25 protein-coding genes are annotated in these 24,437 nt (G+C 60.5%); 13 read left to right on the forward strand and 12 right to left on the reverse strand.

The window, feature by feature from the left end; all coding sequences use genetic code 11:
- Nucleotides 1-13 precede the first annotated feature (13 nt).
- On the reverse strand, nucleotides 14-892 hold the full coding sequence (dapA, locus tag H096_RS28605) for a 4-hydroxy-tetrahydrodipicolinate synthase (protein ID WP_033902649.1): 879 nt from the start codon (nucleotides 890-892) through the stop codon (nucleotides 14-16).
- 273 nt (nucleotides 893-1,165) lie between these two features.
- Between dapA and H096_RS28610 the strand changes: the two genes are divergently transcribed.
- On the forward strand, nucleotides 1,166-1,726 hold the full coding sequence (locus tag H096_RS28610) for a glycine cleavage system protein R (protein ID WP_003172487.1): 561 nt from the start codon (nucleotides 1,166-1,168) through the stop codon (nucleotides 1,724-1,726).
- Between the two features lie 10 nt (nucleotides 1,727-1,736).
- A complete protein-coding gene (locus tag H096_RS28615; protein ID WP_033902650.1) occupies nucleotides 1,737-2,210 on the forward strand; it encodes a peroxiredoxin in 474 nt (157 codons plus the stop codon).
- 58 nt (nucleotides 2,211-2,268) lie between these two features.
- Here H096_RS28615 and H096_RS28620 read toward each other — a convergent pair whose 3' ends face one another.
- Together H096_RS28620 and H096_RS28625 are read right to left on the reverse strand one after the other, a co-directional pair.
- On the reverse strand, nucleotides 2,269-3,339 hold the full coding sequence (locus H096_RS28620) for an AI-2E family transporter (protein ID WP_033902651.1): 1,071 nt from the start codon (nucleotides 3,337-3,339) through the stop codon (nucleotides 2,269-2,271).
- 31 nt (nucleotides 3,340-3,370) lie between these two features.
- A complete protein-coding gene (locus H096_RS28625) occupies nucleotides 3,371-3,610 on the reverse strand; it encodes a sulfurtransferase TusA family protein (RefSeq protein ID WP_033902652.1) in 240 nt (79 codons plus the stop codon).
- 94 nt (nucleotides 3,611-3,704) lie between these two features.
- Between H096_RS28625 and H096_RS28630 the strand changes: the two genes are divergently transcribed.
- Nucleotides 3,705-5,138: a M48 family metalloprotease gene (locus H096_RS28630; protein WP_033902653.1), complete on the forward strand. Its 1,434-nt coding sequence runs from the start codon at nucleotides 3,705-3,707 to the stop codon at nucleotides 5,136-5,138.
- A 63-nt stretch (nucleotides 5,139-5,201) separates the two neighbouring features.
- Here the strand turns inward: H096_RS28630 and H096_RS28635 are convergent, their stop codons facing one another.
- The 4 genes from H096_RS28635 to rpoE all read right to left on the reverse strand — a co-directional run bounded on the left by H096_RS28635 (nucleotide 5,202) and on the right by rpoE (nucleotide 9,055).
- Nucleotides 5,202-6,641 carry a DegQ family serine endoprotease gene (locus H096_RS28635; RefSeq protein WP_033902654.1) on the reverse strand — a complete coding sequence of 480 codons (1,440 nt, stop codon included), beginning with the start codon at nucleotides 6,639-6,641 and terminating at the stop codon, nucleotides 5,202-5,204.
- Nucleotides 6,642-6,875: 234 nt separating this feature from the next.
- On the reverse strand, nucleotides 6,876-7,838 hold the full coding sequence (locus tag H096_RS28640) for a MucB/RseB C-terminal domain-containing protein (protein WP_033902655.1): 963 nt from the start codon (nucleotides 7,836-7,838) through the stop codon (nucleotides 6,876-6,878).
- 15 nt (nucleotides 7,839-7,853) lie between these two features.
- A complete protein-coding gene (locus H096_RS28645; RefSeq protein ID WP_003172479.1) occupies nucleotides 7,854-8,441 on the reverse strand; it encodes an RseA family anti-sigma factor in 588 nt (195 codons plus the stop codon).
- Nucleotides 8,442-8,473: 32 nt separating this feature from the next.
- A complete protein-coding gene (gene rpoE / locus H096_RS28650; protein WP_003172477.1) occupies nucleotides 8,474-9,055 on the reverse strand; it encodes an RNA polymerase sigma factor RpoE in 582 nt (193 codons plus the stop codon).
- 463 nt (nucleotides 9,056-9,518) lie between these two features.
- Between rpoE and nadB the strand changes: the two genes are divergently transcribed.
- Nucleotides 9,519-11,135 carry an L-aspartate oxidase gene (gene nadB, locus H096_RS28655; RefSeq protein ID WP_033902656.1) on the forward strand — a complete coding sequence of 539 codons (1,617 nt, stop codon included), beginning with the start codon at nucleotides 9,519-9,521 and terminating at the stop codon, nucleotides 11,133-11,135.
- Here the strand turns inward: nadB and H096_RS33715 are convergent.
- Nucleotides 11,104-11,550, reverse strand: coding sequence for a protein YgfX (locus tag H096_RS33715; RefSeq protein WP_082461944.1), 447 nt, complete (start codon nucleotides 11,548-11,550; stop codon nucleotides 11,104-11,106). The genes nadB and H096_RS33715 overlap by 32 nt on opposite strands.
- The gene (locus H096_RS28660) at nucleotides 11,534-11,788 is read right to left on the reverse strand and encodes a succinate dehydrogenase assembly factor 2 (RefSeq protein WP_033902657.1); all 255 of its coding nucleotides are present in this window, start codon (nucleotides 11,786-11,788) and stop codon (nucleotides 11,534-11,536) included. Before H096_RS28660 ends, H096_RS33715 begins: the two co-directional genes overlap by 17 nt.
- 140 nt (nucleotides 11,789-11,928) lie before the next feature.
- On the opposite strand from H096_RS28660, the gene H096_RS28665 reads away from it, so the two are divergent.
- Complete coding sequence (locus H096_RS28665) at nucleotides 11,929-12,876, forward strand: folate-binding protein YgfZ (protein WP_033902658.1); 948 nt, start codon at nucleotides 11,929-11,931, stop codon at nucleotides 12,874-12,876.
- Between the two features lie 36 nt (nucleotides 12,877-12,912).
- Nucleotides 12,913-13,734 (forward strand): HDOD domain-containing protein, encoded by an 822-nt coding sequence (locus H096_RS28670; protein WP_033902659.1) that lies wholly within the window; start codon nucleotides 12,913-12,915, stop codon nucleotides 13,732-13,734.
- Here H096_RS28670 and H096_RS28675 read toward each other — a convergent pair whose 3' ends face one another.
- Complete coding sequence (locus H096_RS28675; protein ID WP_033902660.1) at nucleotides 13,735-15,120, reverse strand: sensor histidine kinase; 1,386 nt, start codon at nucleotides 15,118-15,120, stop codon at nucleotides 13,735-13,737.
- On the reverse strand, nucleotides 15,113-15,784 hold the full coding sequence (locus tag H096_RS28680) for a response regulator (protein WP_010212220.1): 672 nt from the start codon (nucleotides 15,782-15,784) through the stop codon (nucleotides 15,113-15,115). Before H096_RS28680 ends, H096_RS28675 begins: the two co-directional genes overlap by 8 nt.
- 234 nt (nucleotides 15,785-16,018) lie before the next feature.
- Between H096_RS28680 and H096_RS28685 the strand changes: the two genes are divergently transcribed.
- From H096_RS28685 to H096_RS28710, 6 genes are all read left to right on the forward strand, one after another.
- The gene (locus H096_RS28685; protein WP_033902661.1) at nucleotides 16,019-17,311 is read left to right on the forward strand and encodes an OprD family porin; all 1,293 of its coding nucleotides are present in this window, start codon (nucleotides 16,019-16,021) and stop codon (nucleotides 17,309-17,311) included.
- Between the two features lie 27 nt (nucleotides 17,312-17,338).
- The gene (locus tag H096_RS28690; RefSeq protein ID WP_161630250.1) at nucleotides 17,339-18,328 is read left to right on the forward strand and encodes a tripartite tricarboxylate transporter substrate binding protein; all 990 of its coding nucleotides are present in this window, start codon (nucleotides 17,339-17,341) and stop codon (nucleotides 18,326-18,328) included.
- A gap of 61 nt (nucleotides 18,329-18,389) precedes the next feature.
- Nucleotides 18,390-18,848 (forward strand): tripartite tricarboxylate transporter TctB family protein, encoded by a 459-nt coding sequence (locus H096_RS28695; RefSeq protein ID WP_033902663.1) that lies wholly within the window; start codon nucleotides 18,390-18,392, stop codon nucleotides 18,846-18,848.
- Between the two features lies 1 nt (nucleotide 18,849).
- Nucleotides 18,850-20,364, forward strand: a complete 1,515-nt coding sequence (locus H096_RS28700; RefSeq protein WP_012722750.1) for a tripartite tricarboxylate transporter permease — start codon at nucleotides 18,850-18,852, stop codon at nucleotides 20,362-20,364.
- Nucleotides 20,357-21,385 carry an AbrB family transcriptional regulator gene (locus H096_RS28705; RefSeq protein ID WP_033902664.1) on the forward strand — a complete coding sequence of 343 codons (1,029 nt, stop codon included), beginning with the start codon at nucleotides 20,357-20,359 and terminating at the stop codon, nucleotides 21,383-21,385. Before H096_RS28700 ends, H096_RS28705 begins: the two co-directional genes overlap by 8 nt.
- Before the next feature lie 157 nt (nucleotides 21,386-21,542).
- Nucleotides 21,543-22,481: a YncE family protein gene (locus H096_RS28710; RefSeq protein WP_033902665.1), complete on the forward strand. Its 939-nt coding sequence runs from the start codon at nucleotides 21,543-21,545 to the stop codon at nucleotides 22,479-22,481.
- An 11-nt stretch (nucleotides 22,482-22,492) separates the two neighbouring features.
- Here H096_RS28710 and ung read toward each other — a convergent pair whose 3' ends face one another.
- The gene (gene ung / locus H096_RS28715; RefSeq protein ID WP_033902666.1) at nucleotides 22,493-23,185 is read right to left on the reverse strand and encodes a uracil-DNA glycosylase; all 693 of its coding nucleotides are present in this window, start codon (nucleotides 23,183-23,185) and stop codon (nucleotides 22,493-22,495) included.
- Between the two features lie 136 nt (nucleotides 23,186-23,321).
- Between ung and H096_RS28720 the strand changes: the two genes are divergently transcribed.
- Nucleotides 23,322-24,434 (forward strand): enoyl-CoA hydratase/isomerase family protein, encoded by a 1,113-nt coding sequence (locus H096_RS28720; protein WP_033902667.1) that lies wholly within the window; start codon nucleotides 23,322-23,324, stop codon nucleotides 24,432-24,434.
- Nucleotides 24,435-24,437: the final 3 nt, after the last annotated feature.

A 24,437-nucleotide genomic window follows, 5' to 3' on the forward strand; every position in this document is an offset into this window, starting at 1 on the left:
AGTGCTTCCTCAATTAAACCAGGACGCCGGACTGGCGCAGGGCCTGTCGCAGCGGTTCGTGACAGGCTTCGCTGAGACGGGTGAGCGGCAGACGGATACCGTCCGGCATCATGCCCATTTCAGTCAGCGCCCACTTCACGGGAATAGGGTTGGATTCGATAAACAGTGTCTTGTTGAGCGGCATCAGCTTCTCGTGGATCGCCCGGGCGGTCACGGCGTCACCGGCAATGGCGGCGGCGCACATTTCGCTCATGGCACGCGGAGCCACGTTGGCGGTCACGGAGATGTTGCCCTTGCCGCCCAGCAGGATCAGCTCTACGGCGGTGGCGTCGTCACCGGAATACAGCAGGAAATCACTGCTCACGCCGGCCAGGATGTCCTTGGCGCGCTGCAGGTCGCCGGTGGCTTCCTTGATACCGATGATGTTCGGCACGGTGGACAAGCGGATCACGGTCGCGGCCTGCATGTCGCAGGCCGTGCGGCCTGGCACGTTGTAAAGGATCTGCGGAATATCGACCGCTTCGGCGATGGCGCGGAAGTGCTGGTACAGGCCTTCCTGGGTCGGCTTGTTGTAGTACGGGGTCACCAGCAGGCAGGCATCGGCGCCGGCCTTCTTGGCGTTCTTGGTCAGCTCGATCGCCTCACGCGTCGAGTTGGCACCCGTACCGGCGATCACGGCAATACGGCCCGCGACGCGCTTGACCACGAATTCGATGACCTGGATGTGTTCTTCCACATCGAGGGTGGCCGATTCACCGGTGGTGCCGACCGCCACGATGGCGTTGGTGCCTTCTTGCAGGTGGAAGTCCACCAGTTTGCCCAGGCTGTCCCAGTCGAGATGACCTTGTGCATCCATGGGTGTGACCAGTGCCACCATACTGCCCGCAATCATGCAACCGCTCCTGCCGGAAAAAGAGAGCCGTAATGGTACTGGCGCCAAGATGCTTGCACAAGCGAAGTACCGCCTGAGGATGCGTTATGGCGCAACTAAACGACGGGCAATGCCATCATTGGGCCAAAGCCTGCCTTGGAGCACGGTGAAATCGAGCCGATCACGCAATGAAAACGCCACCTCCTATCCCTTGGCGACGGTTTTCGCTACCCTTCATCCTTTGATCGATACAGCCCGCACAGTATCGACCGCTCATCGTTTTAGGAAGGCTGCATGTCCACCCCCACAGTTCGCGAACAATTCCTTGTTATCAGTGCCCTCGGCGCCAACCCCATGGAGCTGACCAACGTCCTGTGCCGCGCCAGCCATGAAAATCGCTGCGCCGTCGTGACCTCCCGCCTGACCCGTCACGGCGAGTGCAGCGCACTGGTCCTGCAGATCTCCGGCACCTGGGATGCCCTGGCGCGCCTGGAAACCGGCCTGCCGGGCCTGGCCAAGAAGCATGACTTCACGGTCAATGTGGTGCGCAGTGCGGCCCTGGAGAATCGTCCCCAGGCCCTGCCTTATGTGGCGTATGTCAGCTCGGCCTATCGCTCGGACATCGTCAACGAGCTGTGCCAGTTCTTCATCGACCACAACGTCGAGCTGGAGAACCTGACCTGTGACACCTACCAGGCCCCGCAAACCGGCGGCACCATGCTGAACGCCACGTTTACCGTGACCTTGCCGGCCGGCGTGCAGATCAGTTGGCTGCGCGATCAGTTCCTGGATTTCGCCGATGCCCTGAACCTCGACGCACTGATCGAGCCATGGCGCCCACAGAACCCAATGTAAGGATGTTTTCATGGCGGTAGTCATCGACAAACCGGTAGCCGATTTCGAAGCCCAGGCCACCAGCGGCCAGACCTTCAGCCTTGCAGCCCTCAAGGGCAAGCAAGTGGTGATCTACTTTTACCCGAAGGACAGCACGCCCGGCTGCACCACCGAAGGCCAGGGGTTCCGTGACCAGTACGCAGCATTCGAAGCGGCCAACACCGAAGTGTTTGGCGTGTCGCGGGACAGCGTGAAATCTCACGAGAACTTCAAAGGCAAGCAGGCATTCCCCTTCGAGCTGATCAGCGACAAGGATGAAGCGGTCTGCCAGCTGTTTGATGTGATCAAGCTGAAGAAGCTGTACGGCAAGGAATACCTGGGTGTGGATCGCAGCACGTTCCTCATCGACAAGGACGGCGTGCTACGTCAGGAATGGCGTGGCGTGAAAGTGCCGGGCCATGTGGATGCGGTTCTGGCGGCGGCGCAGGCTTTGAACAAAGCCTGAAACGCAGTGGGCTGTTGTGGTGAGCGGGCTTGCCCGCTCACCACAGAAGGCTAAACCGCTACAACAGCGGCGCGACGACAGGCTCCTGCCGCGGCCACGCATCCAGCACCGCCTTGAACAGCGTCGCCAGCGGGATTGCAAAGAACACGCCCCAGAACCCCCACAGCCCACCAAACAACAGCACCGCGCAGATGATCGCGACCGGGTGCAGGTTGACAGCCTCCGAGAACAGCAGCGGCACCAGCACGTTGCCATCCAACGTCTGGATGATTCCGTACACCGCCATCAGGTAGATGAACTGGTCGCTCCAGCCCCACTGGAACAGCGCGATCAGCGCCACCGGAACGGTCACCACCACGGCGCCGACGTACGGTACTACCACTGAAATACCCACCAACAACGCCAGCAACGCCGCGTAGTTCAGGTCAAGGGCGATAAAGGCGATATAGGTCACGCCGCCGCAGATAATGATCTCGATGACCTTGCCGCGAATATAGTTGGCAATCTGCCGGTTCATTTCCTCGGCCACCCGGGTAATCAGCGCACGTTCGCGCGGCAGATAGCCACGTACCCAACGGCCGATCATGGCGCGGTCCTTGAGGAAGAAGAACACCAGGATCGGCACCAGTACCAGGTAGATCATGATGTTGACCAGCAACGGCAGGCTGGACAGGGAAAAAGTCAGCGCCCATTGCCCGAATTTTCCGATCTCGCCGCGCGCCGCTTCGATGGCCTGCAACACCTGTTCGTCCGACACCAGGTGCGGGTAGCGCTCCGGCAACAGCAGCAACAGTGACTGCCATTTGGCGAGCATGCCCGGCAGCTCGTTGAACAACGTGATCAACTGATGCCACAGCAGCGGCAGTACTACCACGATAAACAGCACCAGTAGCCCCATGAACAAGGCGAACACCAGGCCCACGGCGGCTCCGCCTGGCAAGCGCAAGCGCTCCAGTGTGGTGACCAAGCCTTGCATCAGATACGCCAACACCATCCCCGCCAATACCGGCGCCAGCATGCCGCCCAAGGTGAGCACGGCCGTAAAGGCCAGAAACAGCAGGACCGCCAGCACCACGGCCTCCTCATCGGAGAAGTAGCGCTGGATCCAGTCTCGTAACACTTTGAACATCAATCAACCTCGGCGGGTAGGGGCAAACGGTTCAGGCCTTGCGCAACCAGTAACGGTACACACCGGCGGCGTCTTCTTCATGGAGCAGGGTGTGGCCGGCGAGCTTGGCAAAGGTGTGGAAATCACGCTGGGAGCCCGCGTCTGTGGCGATCACCTTGAGCACCGCACCACTGGCCAGACGATTGAGCTCCAACTTGGCCTTGAGCAAGGGCAAGGGGCAATTGAGGCCGCTGGCATCGAGTTCGGCATCAAAGGCTACAGCGTCGGTCATGGTTTACTCCAGGCAAGCGTCGGGGATGCTTAGAATATCTGGTCCGAAGCTCAGTGTCCGGCTACAGTAAGCTCTTTGTCGAAAGGCTTTGTGCATGACTTTTTTGCGCCCTACCCTGCTGACGCTGGCTTGCCTGCTGGCCTCCCCAGGCTTCGCTGACGACCTGCCGTCACTCGGCGACGCCAGCTCTGCCATTGTCTCGCCACAACAGGAATACCAGTTGGGCCGCGCCTGGCTGGCCTACCTTCGGGGCCAGGTCTCGCAACTCAACGATCCGCAGCTCAAGGATTACGTCGAAACCAGCGTCTACAAGCTGGTGGAGACCAGCCAGGTCAACGACCGGCGCCTGGAGTTCATCCTGATCAACAGCCCGCAATTGAACGCCTTTGCCGCGCCTGGTGGAATTGTCGGGGTCAACGGCGGCCTGTTCCTCAACGCCCAGACCGAAGGGGAATATGCCTCGGTACTGGCCCACGAACTGGCGCACTTGTCCCAGCGTCACTTCGCCCGTGGCGTGGAAGCGCAACAGCGTATGCAGATCCCAATGATGGCGGCCCTGCTGGGTGGTATCATTGCCGCAGCAGCCGGCGCGGGCGACGCGGGTATTGCCGCGATTGCCGGCACCCAGGCAGCGGCGATCCAGGAACAGCGCCGGTTCTCCCGTCAGAACGAACAAGAGGCGGACCGTATCGGCATCCTCAACCTGGAAAAAGCCGGCTACGACCCGCGCTCCATGCCGACCATGTTCGAACGCCTGATGCGCCAATACCGCTTCGACGCCAAGCCGCCAGAATTCCTGCTGACTCACCCAGTCACCGAATCGCGGATCGCCGACACCCGCAACCGGGCCGAGCAAGCCAAAGCCGGTGGCAAGGAAGACAGGCTGCGTTATCAACTGATTCGCGCCAGGGTGCAGTTGCAATACGAAGACACGTCAGGCCTCGCCGCCAAGCGCTTCCAGGCGCAGCTGGACGAGAACCCGAAGAACGATGTGGCGCGTTATGGCCTGGCTATCGCCCAGATCAAGGGTTCTCAGTTCAAGCAAGCACGGGAAAACCTGACAGCGTTACTCGCCAAAGCGCCGAACGACATCACCTACAACCTGGCACTGATCCAACTTGAGATAGACAATAACCATCTGCCTGATGCCCAGCAACGTACTGATCGAATGCTGACTCAGTATCCGGGCAACTACCCATTGAATCAGCTACGCGTGGATCTTCTGCTCAAGCAGAACCGTACCGCCGATGCGGAAAAAGCGCTGGACAGCTTGCTCAAATCTCGTCCGGATGATCCAGACGTGTGGTACCAGGTCGCAGAGACACGCGGCTTGTCCGGCAACATTATTGGTCTGCACCAAGCCCGTGCTGAATACTTTGCGCTGGTCGGTGATTTCCAGCAGGCCATCCAGCAGTTGGATTTTGCCAAGCGTCGCGCCGGCAACAACTTCCCACTGTCTTCACGTATCGACGCCCGTCAGCGCGAGCTGATCGAGCAGGAACGCCTGGTCAAAGGGATGATGAGCTAAACCTCTCGCCCACAAAAAAGCCCCGCCTTCAAACGAAGGCGGGGCTTTTTTGTTTCTAACGACTTACTCGGCGAGCTTGAACGTGATGAAGCTTGCACGCCCCTGACGCAGCACGCGCATCGACACCGAACGATTCTTCGGCAACGCCTTGGCGATGTCGGTGAATTGCTTGGTGCTGTCGATGGCTTGGTTGTTCAGGTGGGTGATGACATCACCCGGCTGCAGGCCGATCAGGGACGCAGGACCGTCCTGCACTTCCTTGATCACAACGCCGCTCTTGAGGTCGAAGCTCTTTTTCTGCTCGTCGGTCAGCTCGGCCACGGCAATACCCAGGCGGTTGCTGCTGCGCTCGGCGCCTGGCTTGGCGTTGCCCAAGGCATCCAGGGTTGCGCCTTCTTCAGGGATGGCACCCACTGTCAGCTCAACGGTCTGGCGCTTGCCTTCGCGGATCACTTCCAACTTGGCCTTACTACCAGCCTTGAGTGCACCCACCAGGTGCGGCAGGTCGGCCGACATGACAATCGGCTGGCCATTCATGCTCAGGATCACATCACCCACTTGCAGGCCACCTTTGGCAGCCGGGCCGTCGTCCTGGATCTGCGCGACCAGGGCACCGGCCGGCTTATCAAGGCCGAAGGACTCAGCCAGGTCCTTGTTCACTTCCTGAATCACGACACCCAGCCAGCCACGACTGACCTTGCCGCCACTTTTCAGCTGGTTGGAAACGTCCATGGCCACGTCGATCGGGATAGCGAACGACACGCCCATGAAACCACCGGAACGGGTGTAGATTTGCGAGTTGATCCCCACCACTTCACCGGCCAGGTTGAACAGCGGACCACCCGAGTTACCCGGGTTGATCGGCACGTCGGTCTGGATGAACGGCACGTAGTTTTCGTTCGGCAAGCTGCGGCCGATGGCGCTGACGATACCTTGGGTCACGGTGTGGTCAAAACCAAACGGCGAACCGATGGCGACGACCCACTGCCCAGCCTTCAGGTCCTGGGATTTACCCAGCTTCAGCACGGGCAGGTCCTTGCCTTCGATCTTTAACAAGGCCACATCGGAACGTGGATCGGTGCCCACCAGCTTGGCTTTCAGTTCACTGCGGTCAGCCAGGCGCACGAGAATCTCATCGGCATCGGCGATCACGTGGTTGTTGGTGAGGATGTAGCCATCCGGCGAAATGATGAAGCCCGAGCCCAAGGACTGAGCCTCACGCTGGCCACCCCCGCCACCACGTGGCGCACGCGGTTGCGGCATGCCGCGCTCAAAGAACTCGCGCAGCATCGGCGGCAGGCCTTCCAGGTCCGGCATCTGCTGGTTGGAGACTTTGCGATCCGGCAGTTTTTGCGTGGTACTGATGTTCACCACGGCCGGCGAGGCTTGCTCAACCAACTGGGTAAAGTCAGGCAGCTCGGCCGCTTGCGCGGGCAAGGCCTGACCCAGCACCAACACCGTGGCGACTATGGATAGGTAAGACTTCAAACGTGGTATCGACATACAGCTCCCGTTACGACGAGCAGGGTTGAGCGACAGGGTTCAAGAAACGCCGAAAACTGCGACCGACATCTTTGTTCCGCGAACAAAACAAGGCCAGAGCCGACAAGCCCTGACCTATAAAAAACATAAGAGATTTTTGCAAGTGAAAATGCTGATCCAGACATTTCATGCTCTCGGCAGCCAACCTGGCATGCAAATACAGTGAAACGTCAGGATGAACATAGGATTAACGGCTCACGGCTGGGCGGCTGGGTTTTTTTCACCGCGCACCGACAACGCGATACGTTCTGCGGTGCCGATCGGGATTTCGCCCACCACCGTCACCATCATTTCACCGTCCACCGTATTGAGGCGACGGGATACAGCCACCGTAGGGCCGAGTTGGGTGCGGGTTTCCGTAACACTCGCATCACTGATCGGCTCCAGGAACACCGAGAAACGCGCCAGCCCGTCCTCATACATGAGGCTGTCGACTGTTGCCTTGGTCTGGGCGTCTTTGCGGGCGCTAGTATTGGTCAGTTGAAAGCCGGGCGGCAACCACTCCAAATGCCATGTCTCAGTAGATTGCACTTCTGGAGCCTTCTCATTGGCAACCGATATAGGTGTGCATTCGGTGCTGGGTTGCAGATCGCGATCATCCGGTACGACTGATGTGTTCAACCGCGTGAACTGGAAGCGCTCAAGCAACTGCCCTTGATCACTCAGCAAAAGCGACTTGAGCGGCAGCGCGGTTTCTCGATCCAGGTGCAGCTCGAAACCATAGCGATACTGGTCACGCGGCGTGATCGAGACGATCACGGCGTTACGCCCGGCCACACGGGATTTGCCAATGACGGCCAGTTCGTAGAATTGATTGAGTTTTTGCGGATCCAACGCACGGGATGGCGCATCACGCGAGTTGCCAAGGCCTGCGACAAGGGTGCCGCTGACACATTGGGTCCGGCCATCCAGCCGCACGACTTCCTGGGCAGAACCATCGAGCTGCAAAAGCCGCTCACGGACCTGACCCTCCTGGACACGATGCCAGATGTCATGGGTAGAAAAACTGCCGTTACGTTCGTAGACGAACGTGCCTTGAAAGCTTTGCTGCTGCTCTGCACGCCCAAGTCGAGTCAGCCAGTCTTGGGCTTCATCGACGTGGGCGGGGAGTGCAAACCAACCACTGAGCAAAAGCGTAAGGAGCGGTATGGCTCGCATAGAGCTCCTTACGGATTAGCGGTTTTCCAGGCTTGCTGCGCGAGCGTATGGCAAAGCGCTTTCAGTGCCCTTCAGAGCCGATTCCTGTGCGTGCTGGCGCAGGTAGCCTGGAAGACGCTGGTCCTGCCAGCCGGATTGCCCTTGCAGTACACCATTGGCCATCGGGCCGGTGGTGTCAGAGCTTTCCTTGTAGCCGGCCAGTACCGCTGGGCCTTTGACTTGCGGACCGGCCATCACCGGTTGCTGAGTCTGCTGGGCCAGTTCGGCACCGGCGATTTCGTCCTGGTTGTACAGGCGAACACCGGCCAACACGGCAACAGTCACCGAGGCAGCCACTGCCAAGCGACCCAGGCTACGCCATGGACCACGAGCAGCTTTTGCCGGAACGGCTTCATCAGCCAGCGCGGCAGAAACGGCCGCAGCAATATCCAGACGAGGGATTAGAAGATCCTTGTGCATCACCGCCCGAGCGACTTGGTAACGAGACCAGGTATCACGGGTTTCGGCATCATCAAATGCGTTGAGCACTCGACGAAGTTCCAGTTCATCCGCTTCGTTATCCATCACTGCGGACAGCGATTCCTGCAGGGCGTCACGACTCATGGCGGTTCCTCTCTTGGCTGTCGCCGCTGTCTTTAGTTTTCCTGCAACAACGGTTGCAAGGCTTTATCGATGGCTTCCCGGGCCCGGAAAATCCGTGACCTTACAGTCCCCACCGGACACTGCATGACGCTCGCAATGTCTTCGTAACTCAGACCATCGAATTCACGTAAAGTTAACGCAGTACGCAAATCTTCTGGCAGTTGCTGAATTGTGCGATGAACGGTGCCTTCGATCTCGTCGCGCAGCAATGCACGCTCCGGCGACTCGAGATCCTTGAGGCCGTGATCACCATCGTAAAATTCCGCATCTTCTGAACTGACATCGCTATCCGGTGGGCGGCGTCCGCGAGACACCAGATAGTTCTTCGCCGTGTTGATGGCGATTCGGTATAGCCACGTGTAAAACGCACTATCACCGCGAAAGTTACCAAGTGCACGGTAAGCCTTGATAAAGGCTTCCTGTGCAACGTCCTGCGCTTCATGGGTGTCGTGCACAAACCGCACGATCAACCCGAGAATTTTGTGCTGGTATTTCAGCACTAGCAGATCAAAAGCTCGCTTGTCGCCGCGTTGAACGCGCTCGACCAGCTGCTGATCCTCTTCCTGGGTTAGCATGAACACTCCTCGTTGTACTTGAAGGAGGCTTGCATAACTAAACGATCAGGCTTGCAAACATAGACTCGGTCTTTTCGCAAAAGTTCTCCCCCTTCAAGCAAGTTTCCGGCACGCACTGATTTGGCACACACGAAAAACGCAGCACGGGCATGGCCGACTGCGCGAATAATCTTGTCGCCGGTTTTCTGACGCGTCCAATGCTCCCGACGGGCCAATAAACTCAACGTTTTCCCAGCTTTCGGGCAACCTGCTATTGAGTCGGGGCTTATGCAAAAAGTTCCCACCTCAATAACCTGCCGATTTTACCCTAGCCGTGCACCGTAATCTCACATTGCCACGAATGCCCGGCTATTGTGCCGCTCCACCCCTCTATATACTAGTAGCCCGTGTGACCCTTTGATTCGCCGATCCAGGCGTCCTGTTTGCGCCACCTCTTCGGATCGCTTTTTGCGGAATCCCTCAAATGAGCCAACAGTTTCAACACGATGTCCTGGTGATCGGCAGCGGCGCGGCCGGTTTGAGCCTTGCGCTGACCCTCCCCAGCCACCTGCGCATTGCGGTACTGAGCAAGGGCGACCTGGCCAACGGCTCGACATTCTGGGCCCAGGGCGGTGTCGCCGCCGTGCTGGACGACACCGATACAGTGCAATCCCACGTCGAGGATACCCTCAATGCGGGCGGGGGCCTGTGCAATGAAGACGCGGTGCGCTTCACCGTCGAGCACAGCCGTGAAGCCATCCAATGGCTGATCGATCAAGGCGTCCCTTTTACCCGCGACGAACACGCAGGCAGCGACGACGGCGGTTTTGAGTTCCATCTGACCCGCGAAGGCGGTCACAGCCACCGCCGCATCATCCATGCGGCAGACGCCACTGGCGCCGCCATTTTCAAGACACTGCTCGAACAAGCTCGCCAGCGCCCCAATATCGAATTACTGGAACAACGCGTCGCCGTCGACCTGATCACCGAAAAACGCCTGGGCCTGGACGGCGAGCGCTGCCTCGGCGCCTACGTGCTCAACCGCGCCAGCGGCGAAGTCGATACCTACGGCGCGCGCTTCACCATTCTTGCCTCCGGCGGCGCGGCCAAGGTCTACCTCTATACCAGCAACCCCGACGGTGCCTGTGGCGACGGCATTGCCATGGCCTGGCGTTCGGGCTGCCGGGTGGCCAACCTGGAATTCAACCAGTTCCACCCCACTTGCCTGTATCACCCGCAAGCCAAGAGTTTCCTGATTACCGAAGCCCTGCGCGGCGAAGGCGCCCACCTGAAACTGCCCAACGGCGAACGCTTCATGCAGCGCTTCGACCCACGCGCCGAATTGGCCCCGCGCGATATCGTCGCCCGCGCCATCGACCATGAAATGAAGCGCCTGGGCATCGACTGCGTCTACCTGGACATCAGCCACAAGCCCGAAGCTTTCATCAAGACTCACTTCCCTACGGTCTACGAGCGTTGCCTGGCCTTCAACATCGACATCACCCAAGGCCCGATCCCCGTGGTGCCGGCTGCGCACTACACCTGCGGTGGCGTAATGGTCGACCAGCACGGTCGCACCGATGTCCCGGGCCTGTATGCGATTGGCGAAACCAGCTTTACCGGCCTGCACGGCGCCAACCGCATGGCCAGCAACTCGCTGCTGGAATGTTTCGTCTATGCGCGCTCGGCGGCGGCAGACATCCTTGAACAGCTACCGCGCATTCCGGTGCCCGCCGCCCTGCCCCGCTGGGACGCCAGCCAAGTCACCGACTCGGACGAAGACGTGATCATCGCCCATAACTGGGACGAACTGCGCCGCTTCATGTGGGACTACGTGGGGATCGTGCGCACCAACAAACGCCTGCAACGCGCACAGCATCGGGTGCGGTTGCTGCTGGATGAAATCGACGAGTTCTACAGTAACTACAAGGTCAGCCGCGACTTGATCGAGTTGCGCAACCTGGCCCAGGTGGCGGAACTGATGATTCGCTCGGCCATGGAACGCAAGGAAAGCCGCGGCCTGCATTACACCCTCGATTACCCGCAGATGCTGCCCGAGGCCCGCGACACTATCCTGGTGCCAACCACCTACGGCGGCTGAACTTCAGACGAACCCGCAGGCGTCGATGCACATCGGCGACCTGCGAATCCCTGGGCACACACACCGAACGTATCCGCCATTCGCCCGGCACCCGGTAGCGCAGCACGACGATCAACGGCAATGCGAGGCTGTCCGGTCGCAACTGCACGCTGTGCCAGCCCCGCTGCGCACTGAGCAACTGCCAGCCATCGGCGTCGCGACGCAGGCCATGAATCGACGAACGGTGAGTCAACAGGACAGAGCGCGGCAAAACCCAGGCCGCGTGCGCCAGACACACCAGCAGGCCAAGACTTGAATAGGACAGATCAAGAAACCAAAGCGCACCCAGCGCGAACAGCTGGGCAAGGAAATACCCCGCCAGCAACAGCCGTGAGGCCTGCCAGCGGCATTCGAATGTATTACTTGGGCTGGACACGGTCCAGGATCATCCGAACCATGCGCTGCAGCTCTGGGTCTTCAGATTCGGCGCGCTCCATGAACCAGCCGAACATGTCCTGGTCTTCACAAGTCAGCAGCCTGACGTAGAGGTCGCGATCCACCTGATTGAGCGTTTCATAGACCTCTTTGGTGAAAGGCACCAGCAACACATCCAACTCCAGCATGCCACGACGGCTGTGCCAGTAGAGACGATTGATTTCTACATCTTCGACCATGGAGCGCTCCTCAAATAGGCGGCAAGTATACAGGCCCGACGGCACCGGAACAGTCGGCTTTGGTCGCCCCATACGGAAACTATCCATTTGCCGGGCGCCCCTCTATGATGCACCCATGACTTTTTGACCTGCGATGACCCATGGCTGACTCTGCTTTCTTCTGCCCCCTGTCCCACGAAGGCGTTCTCGCCGTCCGCGGCGCTGATGCCACCAAATTCCTTCAGGGCCAACTGACCTGCAACCTCAATTACCTGAGCGATACCCAGGCCAGCCTCGGCGCGCGCTGCACGCAAAAAGGGCGCATGCAGTCGAGCTTCCGCATCCTGCTGCAAGGTGACGGCGTGTTGCTGGCCATGGCCACCGAGCTGCTGGAACCGCAGCTGGCCGACCTGAAGAAGTACGCCGTATTCTCCAAGTCTAAGCTCACCGACGAAAGCGCCGCCTGGGTGCGCTTCGGCCTGGTGAATGCGGACACGGCCCTGGCCAGCCTCGGCCTTGAGCTGTCGACCGAGACCGAGACCGACAGTGTTGTGCGCAACGATGCGTTGATCGCCATCCGCGTCTCCCCAGGTCGCGCTGAACTCTGGGTGCCTGCCGAGCACGGCGAAGCCGTACGCAATCAATTGGCTGCAACCCTCGATCAAACCGATCTGAATGAGTGGCTGCTTGGGCAAATCCGTGCAGGCATCGGCCAAGTCATGCCACAAACCCGCGAGCTGTTCATCCCGCAGATGCTCAACCTGCAGGCCGTGGGTGGCGTGAGCTTCAAGAAAGGCTGCTACACCGGCCAGGAAATTGTCGCGCGCATGCAGTACCTGGGCAAACTCAAACGTCGTCTGTACCGCTTGAGCCTCAATGCGCCTGAACTGCCCGAGCCAGGCACTCCGCTGTTTTCCCCCAGCCACAACAGTGCAATCGGCGAAGTGGTGCTTGCCGCAAAAGCCGGCGAGAGCATTGAACTTCTGGCCGTGTTGCAAGCCGAAGCTGCCGATAGTGGCGATGTGCACGTAGGCACATTGGAAGGTCCCGGCGTGCAACTGCTCGACCTGCCTTACACGCTCGACCGTGATCGAGAGATCCAGCGCTGATCGCCGTACCTTTTTGCAACACCCTAGAGAGCATGAATGAACAAGCTGGCGGAAAAAGTCCAACAGGCTTTAGTGACGGCCATCGACAACGATGACCTGGTTCTGCCGACATTGCCGGAAGTGGCCCTGAATATTCGTCAGGCCGCTGAAGACCCGGAAATCAGCATCAGCCACTTGAGCAAAGTGATCGGTCGCGATACCGCGCTGTCGGCGCGCCTGATCAAAGTGGTCAACAGCCCGTTGTTGCGCGCCACCCAGGAAGTCACCGACCTGCACACCGCCATCACCCGGCTGGGCACCAACTACAGCAGCAACCTGGCGATTGGCCTGGTGATGGAGCAGATCTTCCACGCCCGCTCCGACGTGGTCGAACAAAAGATGCGCGATGTGTGGCGCCGCAGCCTGGAAGTGGCGGGCGTCAGTTACGCCCTGTGCCGCAGCCACAGCCAGCTCAAGCCAGACCAGGCGGCTCTCGGCGGCCTGGTGCACCAGATCGGCGTGCTGCCGATCCTGACGTACGCCGAAGACCATTACGAGTTGCTCGCGGACCCGGTCAGCCTCAACCACGTGATCGAGAGCATCCACCCGTTGCTCGGTGACAAGCTATTGAGTGGCTGGGACTTCCCGGAAATGCTTGCCAAACTGCCCGGCCAATACCTCAACCTGGAGCGCGATTCGGCCAGCCTCGACTACGTCGACCTGGTGCAGGTGGCTGTGTTGTATTGCCATCGCGGCACCGATCACCCGTTGGCCAGCGTAGCGGTCTCGACCTTGCCTGCGATCAAGAAACTGCGGTTCGACCCGTACAGCGACGCCTTGCGCGCCGAGTTGGATGAAGCCCGCTCGATGTTCTATTGATCAGCCCGCGATAAAACTCACCCGCACTTTCAACCCGGCCAGTTCGCCATCATGCAGGCTGATCTGTGCCAGGTGCGCCCGGCAAATCTCACCGACAATCGCCAATCCCAGGCCAGACCCCATGCCCTGCTGGCTGCGACGGTAGAAACGCTCGAACACACGGTCCCGCTCATCCAGCGGAATGCCTGGGCCATCGTCTTCCACTTCCAGTACCGCCGGCGCCGTCACCCGCAGAATCACATTGCCACCCGGTGGCGTGTGGGCCAGGGCGTTGTCCACCAGATTGCTCAACAGCTCATTCAACAAGGTCGGCTCACCGCGCAGCCACACCGGCTCGTCGGCCTCCAACGCCAGCGCCACGCCGCGTGCGTGGGCCAACGGCGCCATGGCCATACCCAGTTCCCGGGCCAACTGGCTGAGGTCGAGCAACTGCGCGCCACCTTCGGCAATCGCGCGGGCGCCATTTTCAATGCGCGCCAGGGACAACAATTGATTAGCCAGATGCGTCAGACGGTCGGTGCCCTGGGCTGCGGTTTCCAGGGTACTGCGCCAGGTAGCCGGATCCTCGGCACGCAAGCCTAGTTCTAACCGGGCCTTGAGCGCCGCGAGCGGCGTACGCAGCTCATGGGCCGCATCGGCAATAAACTGCGCCTGCCGCTCGAATTGGCCGCGCAGGCGTTCGGTGAAGTGGTTGAGGGAGCGCACCAGCGGGCCGAACTCATGCTGCACTTCCACCAAGGGCAACGGGCGCAAGTCGTCAGGCTGACGCTCCTCTACCGCCGTGCGCAGGCGCTCCAGCGGGCGCAACGCCGCGCTGACCGCAAACCACACCAGCAGCAATGCGCCGACAGCGAGCATCCCCAGGCGCAGCAAAGTGTCCGCCATCAAACTGCGGGCCATGCTCACACGCGCCTCATCGGTTTCAGCGACGCGGATTTCCGCCATGCCGTTCATGTTTGGCTCAGAGACCGCCTTGAGCAGGCTCACCACCCGCACCTGCTGCCCCTGATACATGGCGTCATAGAAACGTGCCAGCGCCGGATAATCGTCGGTGCGTGGTGTACCCGGCGGTGGGCCGGGCAGGTTTTCGTAGCCGGAGATCAGCTTCTGGTCGATGTCGTTGACCTGGTAATAAATGCGCCCGGCGCTGTCGTAGGCAAACGTGTCCAACGCGACATAGGGCACATTCGCACTCAAGGTGCCATCCACCTGGGTCAAACCCGCGGCGATGGTGCGCGCGGAGGCCAACAGCGTGCGGTCGTAGGCGGTGTCAGCAGCTTCGCGACCATTCCAATAAGCGCTCATGCCACTGGCGAGCATCAACAGCACCAACAACAGCGCCAAGTTCCACAGCAGGCGCCAGCGCAGGCTGCTGGGCTTATGCATCGCGGGCTTCCAGCAGGTAGCCGAGGCCGCGGAAGGTCACGATGGCAATGGGCTGGCCGTCGAGTTTCTTGCGCAGGCGATGCACGTAGATTTCGATGGCATCGGGGCTGGCTTCTTCGTCCAGGCCGAACACCTGGGAAGCCAGTTGCTCCTTGCTCATCACCCGGCCCGGCCGGGCAATCAGCGCCTCCAGCACCGCTTGCTCGCGGGAGGTGAGCGTCATCAGCTCGCCGCCCACGGTAAAGCGCCGCGTGTCGAGGTCATAGACCAACACGCCGCAGGCCTGTTGGCGCTCGCCGCCCAATACACTGCGCCGCAACAATGCCTTGACCCGCGCTTCCAACTCGGTGAGTTCGAAAGGTTTGGCAAGGTAGTCGTCGGCCCCCAGGTTCAAACCGTGCACACGGTCTTTCACATCACTGCGCGCCGTCAGCATCAGCACGGGCAGATTCTTCCCACGGGCGCGCAAACGTGCAAGCACTTCGAAACCGTCCATGCGCGGCAGCCCCACATCGAGGATCGCCGCCGCGTACTCCTCGCTGCTCAGGGCCAGGTCCGCCGCCACGCCATCGTGCAGCACGTCAACGGTCAGACCCGTGCTCTTGAGCGCTTGCGCGACACTTTCGGCAAGTTGCAGATGGTCTTCAACCAGCAGGACACGCATGGATTTCTACCTCGTTCAGGGGTGGTCGGCGCCACGCTTTGGCGGGCAGTTTACAGGCGCCGCCTGGCCTGTGAAGCCCGAAAACATTGAAAGGCCACTGAAAGGTTAGTGAAAGCTTCGCCCTTTAGCATCCAGTCACGGTGGTCTATGCCCGCCGAGCTGCCTTCGCGCCGCGCCCGAAAAACGCCTTGAAGCGTTTTCGCCAAAATAAGAACAATAACGGAGTACACAACGATGCTGTCGACACAGCCCCAGGCCCCCTCGCCTGTTCGTTTTTCTCGCCTGACCCAGACCGCCCTCGCCAGTGCTGCTACCCTTGCCGGCTTTTCGCCGCTTAGCCAGGCTGCCTTCTTCGAAGACAGTAGCGCGACCCTGGAAACCCGCAACATGTACTTCAACCGCGACTTCCGCGACGGCACCAGCGCGCAACAATCCAAGCGCGACGAATGGGCCCAGGGCTTCATGCTCAACCTGCAATCGGGCTACACCGACGGCACCGTCGGCTTTGGCGTGGATGCGCTGGGCATGCTCGGGGTCAAGCTCGACTCCAGCCCCGACCGTACCGGCACCGGCCTGTTGCCCACCCACGACGATGGCCGCGCCGCCGACGAGTACTCCAAGCTGGGCCTGACCGGCAAAGTGAAGATCTCGGCCACCGAGCTGAAAATCGGCTCGCTGATCCCCGAGCTGCCGATCCTCAAGCCCAATGACGGCCGCATCCTGCCGCAGACTTTCAACGGCGGCCTGATCACCTCCAAGGAATTCAAAAACCTGGTGTTCACCGGGGGCCGCCTGGACAAGGCCAAGGACCGCGACGACAGCAACTACGAAGACATTGCCCTCAACAACAAGAACAGCCGCTTTGTCAGCGGCGCCACCGGCAAGCACTTCAACTTTGGCGGCGCCGACTACAAGTTCGCCGACAAGATCACCGGCAGCTACCACTTCGCCCAACTCGACGACGTGTACCGCCAGCACTTCCTCGGCCTGGTGGCCGCACGCCCGATGGGCCCCGGCACCTTCGCCACCGACCTGCGCCTGGCCATCAGTGATGACACCGGCAGCGCGCGTGGCGGCAAGATCGACAATACATCCCTCAACGGCCTGTTCAGCTATGCCCTCAATGGCCACAAGCTCAGCGCCGGCTACCAGCACATGTCCGGCGACAGCGCGTTCCCCTATGTGGATGGCAGCGACCCGTACCTGGTCAACTTCGTGCAGATCAACGACTTTGCCGGCGCCGAAGAGCGTTCCTGGCAGGCACGTTACGACTTCGACTTCGCCAAGCTGGGCATCCCCGGCCTGAGCTTCATGAGCCGTTACCTCTCGGGTGACAACATCAAGCTCAAGAACGGCGAGACCGGCAAGGAATGGGAGCGCAACAGCGAGATCAAGTACGTGGTGCAAAGCGGCACATTCAAGGATGTGGCCGTGCGCCTGCGCAACGCCACTTACCGTTCCAACTACTCAGCCCGTGATGCGGATGAAATGCGCTTGCTGGTCAGCTATAGCGTCGCCCTTTGGTAGTACCCCCTCATAACAACAAAGATGGAGATAACCATGACCCCTTCACTGCGTAAATTGGCCCTCGCCGCCGGCTGCATGCTGTTCGCCGGCCAACTGCTGGCCGCCGACGAACCCAAGCGCCCGGAATGCATCGCCCCGGCCTCGCCTGGCGGCGGTTTCGACCTGACCTGCAAACTGGCGCAAAGCGCGCTGGTCAACGAGAAGCTGCTGAGCAAGCCGATGCGCGTGACCTACATGCCTGGCGGCGTGGGTGCGGTGGCCTACAACGCCGTGGTCGCCCAGCGCCCGGCGGATGCTGGCACCCTGGTAGCCTGGTCCAGCGGTTCGCTGTTGAACCTGGCCCAGGGCAAGTTTGGTCGTTTCGATGAAAGCGCCGTGCGTTGGCTGGCAGCGGTCGGCACCAGCTACGGTGCCATCGCAGTGAAAGCCGATTCGCCCTACAAGACCCTCGACGATCTGGTCAAAGCCCTGAAAAAAGATCCGGGCAGTGTAGTGATCGGTTCCGGCGGCACCGTCGGCAGCCAGGACTGGATGCAAACCGCCTTGATCGCCAAGGCCGCCGGGATCAACCCGCGCGAGCTGCGTTACGTGGCCCTCGAAGGCGGCGGCGAAATCGCCACCGCCCTGCTCGGCGGCCACATCCAGGTGGGCAGTACCGACATCTCCGACTCCATGCCGCACATCCTCAGCGGTGACATGCGCCTGCTGGCGGTGTTCTCCGAACAGCGCCTGGACGAGCCGGAAATGAAGAACATTCCGACCGCCAAAGAGCAAGGCTACGACATCGTCTGGCCGGTGGTGCGCGGTTTCTACCTCGGGCCAAAAGTCAGCGATGCCGACTACGCCTGGTGGAAAGACGCCTTCGACAAACTGCTGGCCTCGGAAGAGTTCGCCAAGCTGCGTGACCAGCGCGAGCTGTTCCCGTTCGCCATGACCGGCCCGGAGCTGGACACCTACGTGAAGAAACAGGTGGCTGACTACAAAGTGCTGGCCAAAGAGTTTGGCCTGATCCAGTAATCGCCCCTTCCTGTCGCACGGCCACGCTCCTTTCAACCGGGGCGCGGCCCAGGAGTTTCACATGCTCTTACAACGCATTTTCGCCTCAGTGCTGTTAATGGCCTGTGCCGGCCTGGCCCTGATGGCCTGGCCGTATCAGGCGTCGTTTTCCTACGAGCCAGTAGGACCTCGCGCCTACCCGCTGCTGATGCTTGGGCTGATGAGCCTGGCACTTATCTACATGCTGTTCCGCCCACAGCCGACCAAACACACTGAAGAAGAACCCGCGCTGGACCGCGAAACCCTGATCAAGATCGGCATCTGTGTCGGCTTGTTGATCGTGTTCGCCGGCACCTTCGAATCCCTGGGTTTTATCCTCAGCAGCATGCTGATCGGCATTCCGATGGCGCGCCTGTATGGCGGCCGCTGGCTACCGAGCGTGGTGATCGTCAGCCTGATGGCTATTGGTCTTTACCTGCTGTTCGATAAAGCCATGGATGTGCCGCTGCCCCTCGGCCTGCTCGACGTTCTGGAGAACTGATATGGATACTTTCGGCTATTTGGGCCAGGGCTTCGGCGTTGCACTGTCCCCTTACAACTTGGTGACCGCACTGTGCGGCACCCTGATCGGCACCGTGGTCGGCCTGTTGCCGGGCCTGGGCCCGATCAACGGCGTGGCGTTGTTGATCCCCATCGCGTTCGCCCTGGGCCTGCCGCCGGAATCAGCCTTGATTCTGCTGGCAGCCGTGTACCTGGGCTGCGAATACGGCGGGCGTATCAGCTCGATCCTGCTGAATATCCCAGGCGAAGCCTCTACCGTGATGACCACCCTCGACGGCTACCCGATGGCCCGCAAAGGCCTGGCCGGCGTGGCGCTGTCGTTGTCGGCGTGGAGTTCGTTCATCGGCGCGTTTATCGCCACCTGCGGCATGGTGCTGTTTGCGCCGTTGCTGGCCAAATGGGCGATTGCCTTCGGGCCGGCGGAATATTTCGTACTGATGGTGTTCGCGATTGTCTGTCTCGGCGGCATGGCCGGTGACAAGCCGTTGAAGACCTTTGTCGCAGCGCTGATCGGCCTGTTCCTTTCGGCGGTGGGCATCGACGCCAACAGCGGCGTGTACCGGTTTACCGGCGACAACATCCACCTCACCGACGGCATCCAGTTTGTGGTGTTGGTGCTGGGCCTGTTCTCCATCAGTGAGATCCTGTTGCTGCTGGAAAAAACCCACCGTGGCCAGGAAGCCGTGAAGGCCACGGGCCGTATGATGTTCAACCTCAAGGAAGCGGGCGCGGTCTTTGTCGTCAACATCCGCTGCGGTTTGCTGGGTTTCATCATGGGCGTCTTGCCAGGTGCCGGTGCGACCTTGGCCTCAGCCGTTGCCTACATGACCGAAAAACGCCTGGCCGGTGCCAGTGGCAAGTTCGGCCAGGGCGACATGCGCGGCCTGGCGGCGCCGGAAACCGCCATCGGCGCGTCCGCCTGCGGCGCCCTGGTGCCGATGCTGACCCTCGGCGTACCCGGTTCGGGCACCACGGCGGTGATGATCGGCGCCCTGTCGCTGTACAACATCACCCCTGGCCCGCTGCTGTTCCAACAGCAACCCGACATCGTCTGGGGCCTGATCGCGTCGTTGTTCATCGCCAACATCATGCTGGTGATCCTCAACATCCCGATGATCCGCATCTTCACGCGCATCCTGGCCGTGCCGAACTGGGCGCTGGTGCCGGTAATCGCCATCATCACGGCGATTGGTGTGTACGCGGTTCACGCCACCACCTTCGACCTGTTCCTGATGGTCGGCATCGGCATCTTCGGCTACATCCTGCGCAAGCTCGATTTCCCGCTGTCGCCGGTGCTGCTGGGCTTTATCCTCGGCGGTTTGATGGAGCAGAACCTGCGCCGTGCGCTGTCGATCTCCAACGGTGACCTGCAGATCCTCTGGTCGAGCCCGATCACCTTTGGTGTATGGGTGCTGACAGCGTTGATGCTGGCCTTCCCGTTGATCCGCATCTACCGCAAACGTGCCCTGCAGCGTCGTGCCGTGGCCGATGTCTGAGGTCACCTTTAAACATTGGTGGGGAACACCGCTGGTCGGCCTGGCCGGCGGTTACCTGGCCAGCCTCGTCGGCTGGCCTTTGCCGTACATGGTCGGCTCGTTGCTGGCGATCATCCTGGTGCGTTGCCTCACGCCGTGGCAATTGGCGGAGATTCCCGGTGGGCGCAAATGCGGCCAATGGGTCGTCGGGATTGGCATTGGGCTGCACTTCACTCCGGTGGTGATCGAGCAGGTGATGAGTCACTTCGGGCTGATCTTCTTCGGTGCGCTGGTCACCAGCCTGTCAAGCGTGGTCGGTGTGTGGTTGATGCGCCGCAGCGGTGAAGACCGCGCCACCGCGTTTTTCTCGAGCATGCCGGGCGGTTCCGGTGAGATGGTCAACCTCGGCGCACGCAATGGCGCGGTGCTCAGCCGTGTCGCGGCGGGGCAGAGTCTGCGGGTGCTGGTGGTAGTGCTGTGTGTACCGGCAATCTTCAAATACTTGCTGGAAGGCGGCGCGCCGCAGTTTCATCCGGCGCCGGTGAGTTGGCCTTGGCTGTTGGTGCTGTTTCCGATAGGCGCGCTGGTGGCCTGGGGTTGGCAGCGTTTGCGTCAGCCGAACCCTTGGTTGTTCGGGCCGCTGCTGGTGAGTGCGACGGCCAGCGTCGTGTGGGATTTGCATATCGGTCTGCCAGACGGGGGCAGCCAGATTGGCCAATGGTTGATCGGCAGCGGTTTGGGCTGCCATTTCAACCGGCAGTTCTTTCGCCGGGCGCCATCGTTCATGGGCCGCACCCTGATTGGTACGGCCTTGACCATGGCGCTGGCAACCTTGGCGGCGGTTGGGTTGAGTGCGTTGACCCATCTGGACCTGCGCTCGCTGACCCTGGGCATGATGCCCGGCGGGATTGCCGAGATGAGTCTGACGGCGGAGACCCTGCAACTGTCGGTGCCACTGGTGACAGCGATGCAGGTCATGCGGTTGTTGTTTGTGCTGTTTCTGGCGGAGCCGTTGTTCAGGCATTGGAACCGCCAGCCCTGAGCCGTGCTTTGGTCGTGGTTCCACCGGGAACCATTACCGCTCATCTGAACTGTCATTTACCACAGTAGGCACCCCGCCCCCTGAGCGCTTAACTCAGCGCACGTAGTGCGATAACACTCGCAATACCGACACCATCTCGTTCTGCAGGAATGCCCAAATGACGGAAATTAATGACCCACACGCCTCCCCTGATGACACCGTTGCACCCGCAGCGATCGTGGAAACCCTCGCACTACCGGGCGCCCCCAACAACCTGGTAATGAACCGCGCGGGAACACGCCTGTATGTGACGAGTGCCACTACACCAGGCTCCGTCACCGCCCTGAGCACCCAGCCCCTGAGTATCATTCAGACCATAACAGGACTGGGTTCTCCCATATGGATAGCTATCAAAGCAGATGGCTCATCTATTTATGTGAGTGACAACAGCGTCGCGACTGGAACGTCCATTAACGTTATCGAAACCTTGAACAACACCGTCGTCGAGACCATCACAGGATTCATCACCGTTAACGGCATAGCGCTGAATTCGACGGGTACAAGACTGTACGTAGCCGACCACGGCGCCTCGAAACTGGTTGCCCTTGATACCAGCAATCATCAACGCGTGGGGGAGACCTCGGTGCGTAGCCCCAAGGAAATTCTAGTGGCGCCCGATGACGCTCGCGCTCACATTGCCACGGATCTGGATGGCTGGGTCATCGTCGATCTCGCGAACAACAACGTCCTCGCAACGATCAAAACCGCCGTGGGCATCCCCACGGCTATCGGTTACAGCCCGCGCTATCCACGTGTCTACATCTCCCACCGCGACAGTGGAAGGATGACCATTGGCGATGCACTGATTCCTGATGTCAGCGGGGAGATCAACGGCCTTATGGGACCTTGGCGCATTGCCTTCAATCGACTCAGCGAAATGGCGTATATCACTGAAACAGACGGCGGTCAGATCAGCATCATTGACACCCGTCTGAACCGCATCACTGGCACTATTAAAGGGTTCGACAAACCGCGAGGTATAGTTGTCGCTCCGGATGGCCGCAATGCGTATGTCGCTGATATCGGAAATAGCTCGGTGTCCATGGTCAGGCTTTAGCGCCACACCCGTCAGGCAGACGGCAACCGCCACTCGATCGGCGTCTCGCCATTCTGCTCAAGAAACTTGTTGGTCCGGCTGAAGTGCCCGCACCCTAGGAACCCGCGATACGCCGACAATGGTGACGGGTGTACTGACGTCAGCACCAGGTGCTTGGTCGCGTCGATCAGTTTCTGTTTACCCTGGGCATGGGCACCCCACAACAGGAACACCAGATGCGGCTGATGCTCGCTGACCACTTCGATAATCCGATCGGTAAAGAACTGCCAGCCCTTGCCCGCATGGGCGTTGGCGTTGGCGCGCTCGACGGTCATGGTGGTGTTGAGCATCAGCACGCCTTGGTCGGCCCAGCTTTGCAGGTAGCCATGGTTGGGGATGTCGATGTTCAGATCACGCTTGAGCTCTTTGTAGATATTGACCAGCGACGGTGGCGCCGGCACGCCCGGTTGCACCGAGAAGCACAAACCGTGGGCCTGGCCGGGACCGTGGTAAGGGTCCTGGCCGAGGATCACGACTTTGACCTTATCCAACGGTGTGGAATTGAGCGCGTTGAAAATCAGTGGGCCGGGCGGGTAGATCTCTTTGCCGGCGGCATGTTCCTGGCGCAGGAACTCGCGTAACTGGGCCATGTACGGCTGCTCGAACTGATCCCGCAAGGCGTGTTTCCAGCTAGGTTCGAGTTTGATACGGTCGTCTTCGGTCATGGTTGAATAGTCTTGTAAAAAAGAATGAGGCGAACCCTAGGAAAGCCGACCCCGCTTGTCAATTGATCTGACACACCAACGGCGCTTTCCTACGAAGCGATCATACTCATCCTTCACCTTATCGATTGAGGTCACGATGAACCTGCACTTCGAAGAGCTGACCGGCAGCGACGGTGCCCGCATCGGCATCGCCAGCCTCGACGCTGAAAAATCCCTCAATGCCCTTTCCCTACCGATGATCCTGGCCCTGGGCGAACGCCTGGACGCCTGGGCCAAGGATCCGAACATCCACTGTGTACTGCTGCGCGGCAATGGTCCCAAGGCGTTTTGCGCCGGGGGCGAAGTGCGCAGCCTCGCGCAGGCCTGTCGGGAACAGCCTGGCGTGGTGCCAGCCCTGGCGGCGCAATTTTTTGCGGCGGAATACCGTTTGGATTACCGCCTGCACACTTACCCAAAACCGGTGATTTGCTGGGGCCACGGCTATGTGCTGGGGGGCGGTATGGGCCTGCTGCAAAGCGCCGCAGTGCGCATCGTCACGCCGAGCAGCCGGTTGGCCATGCCGGAGATCAGCATCGGCCTGTACCCGGACGTCGGCGCCAGTTGGTTTCTGTCACGCCTGCCGGGCAAGCTCGGGCTGTTCCTCGGGCTGACCGGCGCGCACATCAACGGTCGCGATGCGTTGGACCTGGGCCTGGCCGACCGCTTCCTGCGCGATGATCAGCAAGACGAGTTACTCGATGGCTTGCTGCAACTGAACTGGCAGGAACAGACCGCGATGCAACTCAACAGCCTGCTCAAGGCGCTGGCCCAGGAAGCTGTCGACCAGCAACCTGAAGCGCAGTGGCTGCCGCGCCGGGCCCAGATCGACGAATGGCTGGACGTGGGAGATGTGCGGTGTGCCTGGCGCAACTTGAGCCCACTGCGTGAGCATGCCGATCCCCTGTTCAGCCGCGCCGGTAAGACGCTGAGCGAAGGCTGCCCGTTGACCGCTCATCTGGTGTGGGAGCAGATCCAGCGTGCCCGACACCTGTCCCTGGCGCAGGTGTTCCAGATGGAATACACGATGAGCCTCAATTGCTGCCGTCACCCGGAATTCAGTGAAGGGGTGCGCGCACGGTTGATCGACAAGGACCAGGCGCCCCATTGGCATTGGCCCGATATCAATACGATCCCGGAGGCGGTGGTCCAGGCGCATTTCAACAAGGTGTGGGAAGGCCGCCATCCGTTGGCGGACTTGTCGGATTATTGATTA

The sequence above is a fragment of the Pseudomonas sp. FH1 genome, assembly GCF_000510895.2.
Lineage (GTDB): Bacteria > Pseudomonadota > Gammaproteobacteria > Pseudomonadales > Pseudomonadaceae > Aquipseudomonas > Aquipseudomonas azotoformans_A.